Source organism: Burkholderia sp. DN3021, assembly GCF_049805555.1.
Taxonomy (GTDB): domain Bacteria; phylum Pseudomonadota; class Gammaproteobacteria; order Burkholderiales; family Burkholderiaceae; genus Burkholderia; species Burkholderia pyrrocinia_C.
Genome location: NZ_JBNCAB010000167.1, coordinates 1 through 4,582 on the forward strand (window position 1 = coordinate 1; position 4,582 = coordinate 4,582).

Here is a 4,582-nt window from a genome sequence, read left to right on the forward strand (position 1 = left end):
GCCCCGGACGCGGGGAGGTTGAGCAGATGCTGGAGAGCGCGGCGGCGCTGTACGTGCGCGGCGCGGCGCTGGACTGGGCAGCGTTGCATCGTGTCGACCGGCCGGTCAAGGTCGCGCTACCAACCTATCCGTTCCAGCGCAAGCGCCATTGGGTCGATGCGAGCCAGCACGCCGATGCGTCCGCGCACCGGCACGCGGCGTCCGACGAAGGCGGCCTGCACACGCTGCTCGGCCGGCGCCTGAAGCTGCCGCGCTCGGCCGAGGTGCGCTTCGAGGCCGAATTCCGCCCAGACTGGCCCGCCTACGTGGACCACCATCGCCTGTTCGGCGCGATGGTCGTGCCCGGCGCGTCGCACATCGCAATGTTCCTGGCCGCAGCCGAGGCGGTCTACGGCGAAGCCGGCTGCGTCGTCGACGAAATCCTGTTCCTGCGGCCGTTCGTGATGCCCGAGGCGGGACGGCGCACGGTGCAGATCGTGATGCGGCCGGCGGCGGCCGGCCAGTCGCACGCGATCGAGATGGTCACGCTCGCGCCGCAACGCGATCCCGCCGACGACGCGGCGTGGACCCTCCACGTCGAGGCGCGCAGCATTCGCGGCCCGCGCGCGTTGCCGCCGGCCCCGGACGCATCGGAGCTGGACGCGGTCAAGGCGCGCTGTGCGGACTACCTGTCGGGCGCCGACTTCTATTCGAAAGTGTGGATTCCCGGCATGGACACGGGCAATTCGTTCCGCTGGATCGACGAGATCTGGCGGGGCGACGCGGAGGCGCTGTGTCGCACGCGCCTGCCGGCGCTGCTCGAACCGATCGACGGGCCGTTCCACGCCGGCCTCGTCGAATCCGGCTTCCAGCTGCTCAACAGCTGCTGGCAGTTCGCGACCGAGGAGCTGCTCAAGACCGACTACATCTACGTGCCGTTCAGCATCGACAGCTATCGCCTGTACGGACGCCCCGCGACCGACCGGCTGTGGGTCCATGCGCGGATCGTCCGGCAGGGCGAGGGCGAGGAGAACGGCGTGACCGCGGATATCCGGGTGTTCGAGGATTCGGGGCGCGTGATCGCGCACGTGCGCGGCTTCGAGGTGCGCCGCCTGCATCGGGGCGCGGTGCACGCGCTATTGCAGGGCGACGGAACGGATCGCCTGTTCGCGACCCGCTGGCAGCGCCTCGACGACCTGGCGACACCGCCGCTGCCGGCCGACGACTGCGTGCTGGTCGTCGGCGACGGCGCGGGAACCGGCGCGGCGCTGGCTGCCCGGCTGCGCGGCGCGGGAGTGCGCTGCGTGCAGGTCGATGCGGCATCGCACGCCGGCGACGACCTGACCGTGCCGCTGGCCGATCCGGCGAGCGAGGCGGCATGGCGCGAAGCGCTGCGCGCGGTCGCGGCGCGTGCGGGCAAGGGCACGCTGCATGTCGTGGACCTGCGCGCACTGGACCTCGGTGCCGAGGCCGACACGCCGGCCGACCCGCTCGCGGTCCAGGAGCGGCTGTGCGGCGGCGCGCTCGCGCTCGTCGGCGCGCTGGCGCAGGTCGGCAGGCCGGCCCGCGTGAGCTTCGTCACCCGCGGCGCGCAGGAGCCGGGCGGCACGCTGAACGTCGAGCGCGCGACACAGGCGACGCTGGCCGGGCTTGCGCGCGTGGTCGCGGCCGAGCATCCGGAATCGCGTTGCCGCACGATCGACCTGGATCCCGCGACGGCCGACCCGGCCGCGGCGCTGGCGCCGCTGCTGCACGCCGCGCCGGACGAACTGCAGCTCGCGATCCGCGACGGCGCGGTGCATGTTGCCCGCCTTGCGCGCGCGAAGCCGGCCCGCCGGGACGCGCCGCCGCTGGAGCCGAACGGCAGCTACCTGATCACGGGCGGGCTCGGCGGGCTGGGCTTGCGCCTTGCGCAGCAGCTCGCGCAGGCCGGCGTGAAGCGGCTCGTGCTGATGTCGCGCGGCACCCCTGACGCCGCCGCGGCCGCCGCGATCGACGCGCTGCGCAAGCAGGGCTGCACGGTCGAGCTGGCCCGCTGCGACGTCGCCGATCTCGCGGCGCTGCGCGCCGCATGGCACGAGACCGTGCTGTCCGGCCCGCTGCCGCTGAAGGGCATCTTCCACGCGGCCGGCGCGCTGCGCGACGGAGTGCTGGGCGGCCAGTCGTGGGCGGAGTTCGCGGTGCCGTTCCACGCGAAGGTCGCGGGCGCGCTCAACCTGCATGCGCTGAGCCTCGACGCGCCGCTCGACTGCTTCGTCTGCTTCTCGTCGATCAGCGCGCTGTTCGGCACCGCCGGGCAGGGCAACTACGCGGCGGCGAACGCGTACCTAGACGCGCTCGCCGGCGCCCGCCGCGCGCTCGGGCTGCCGGCCACGAGCATCCAGTGGGGGCCGTTCGCCGAGGTCGGGATGGCGGCCGCGCTCGATCGCGCGCATCGCGACAAGACGGCCGCGCGCGGTCTGCAGGCGCTGTCGCCGGACGAACTCCTCAAGTACGTCGAAGCGGCGCGGCGCGCCGACGTGGCCACGGTCGTGATCGGCAACGACGACTGGCAGCGCTATGCGCAGACCGAACCGTCCGAGGGCGTGTGCAAGCTGCTCGCCGACTGGTTCCCGAAGGAGGCGGCCGACGCCGCGCCCGTCGCGACCCACGACGTGCGCGACCGCTTCGACGCGCTGGCGCTGCCGGCCCTGCACGACGCGCTGGCGACCTATCTGCAGGCGCAGATCGCGGTGATGCTCGGCCGCACCGCCGAGGAGGTCGCGCCAACCCGCGGCTTCCTGGAGCTCGGGCTGGATTCGCTGGCCGCCGTCGAGTTTCGCAGCAAGGTGCAGCGCGACCTGCGGCTGTCGTTGCCCGCGACCTTCGCGTTCGACTACGGCAACGTCGAGCTCGGCGCCGACTTCCTGTTCGAGCGGCTGAAGGCGGAACGCGTGCCGGCGGCGGACGAGCCGGTGCCGGCGGCCGGGGCCGGGAATCCGGGGCAAGCGGCGGGACAGCCGGCGGGACAGCCGGCGGACGAGGCGGCGGACGAGGCGGCGGACGACGTCGACGCGGAACTGGCGCGCCTCGAGGCGTCGCTGCGCCGTTGAGCATCACGCGCACAGACACGGGGACATCAAGGTGACTACAACGCAGCAACGGATCGCGCAGGCGCTCAAGCTCGCACGGGAGCGGGTCGAGGCACTCGAGCGGGCCCAGCGCCAGCCGCTCGCGATCGTCGGCATCGGCTGCCGCTTTCCGCGCGACGTCGCGGGCCCGGACGCGTTCTGGGACATGCTGTCGAACGGCCGGGACGTGACGACGGAGATTCCGGCGGACCGCTGGGACGTCGAGCACTTCTTCGATCCCGATCCGGAGGTGCCGGGCAAGATGTACGTGCGGCGCGGCGGCTTCCTGGACGCGGTGGACGGCTTCGACCCGGCGTTCTTCGGCATCTCGGAGCGCGAGGCCGTGTCCCTCGATCCGCAGCAGCGGCTCTTGCTGGAAGTGGGCTGGGAAGCGCTCGAACATGCCGGGATCGCGCCGAGCGCGGTGCGGGGCGCGTCGTGCGGCGTCTTCATGGGCGTGAGCTGGCACGACTACGAGCGGCTCGCGTTCGGTCGCGACGCGCGGCGCGTCGATGCGTACGCGGGGCTCGGCAACACGCCGAGCATCGCGGCAGGCCGGCTCGCCTACGTGCTCGGCGTCGAGGGGCCGACGATGCTCGTCGACACGGCATGCTCGGCCAGCCTGGTCGCGGTCCACGAGGCGTGCCAGAGCCTGCGCATGGGCGAATGCGACATGGCGCTCGCGGGCGGCGTCGCGTTGATGCTGTCGCCGCTGTCCACGGTGTTCTGCTGCAAGATTCGGGCGCTGTCGCCGACCGGCCGCTGCCACACGTTCGACGCGGCGGCCGACGGCTATCTGCGCGGCGAAGGGGCCGGCGTGGTCGTGCTGAAGCGGCTCGACGACGCGCGCGCGAACGGCGACCGAATCCTGGCCGTGATTCGCGGCACGGCCATCAACCATGACGGCGCGAGCAGCGGTCTGACCGTGCCGAACGGCCGGGCGCAGGAGCGCCTGCTGGAAGCCGCGCTGAAGGATGCCGGCGTCGAGGCCGGCGCGATCGGCTACGTCGAGGCGCACGGCACGGGCACGCCGCTCGGCGATCCGATCGAGCTGGCCGCGCTGTCGAAGGTGTACGGGCGCGGGCGCACCGCGCAGCGGCCGCTGCTGGTTGGCTCGGTGAAAACCAACATCGGCCATCTGGAAGCCGCCGCGGGCATCGCGGGGCTGATCAAGTCGGTGCTGATGCTGCAGCACCAGCGGGTACCCGCGAGCCTCAACTTCACGGATCCGAACCCCCGCTTCGACTGGGCGAGCAGCGGGCTGGCGGTGCCGACGCACCTGACGGAAAACGACGCGCCGCTGAAGATGATCGGCGTGAGTTCGTTCGGTTTCAGCGGCACGAATGCGCACGCGATTCTGGAATCGGCGCCGGAGGTGGCGCACGAAGCGGCGGTCGCGGGCCGCGGCGCGCAGGTGCTGACGCTGTCGGCGCGCAGCGAGGAGGCATTGCGCGCGCTGTCGACGCGCTATGCGTCGTTCGTGGAGCAGGGCT

2 protein-coding genes are annotated in these 4,582 nt (G+C 72.9%); both read left to right on the forward strand.

Going from position 1 to position 4,582, the window contains the following annotated elements:
- The first annotated feature begins 26 nt into the window (after positions 1-26).
- Positions 27-3,071, forward strand: coding sequence for a type I polyketide synthase (locus tag ACPUER_RS35885; protein WP_425133464.1), 3,045 nt, complete (start codon positions 27-29; stop codon positions 3,069-3,071).
- 31 nt (positions 3,072-3,102) lie between these two features.
- On the forward strand, positions 3,103-4,582 hold a 1,480-nt coding region (locus ACPUER_RS35890), incomplete at its 3' end, for a type I polyketide synthase (protein ID WP_425133465.1).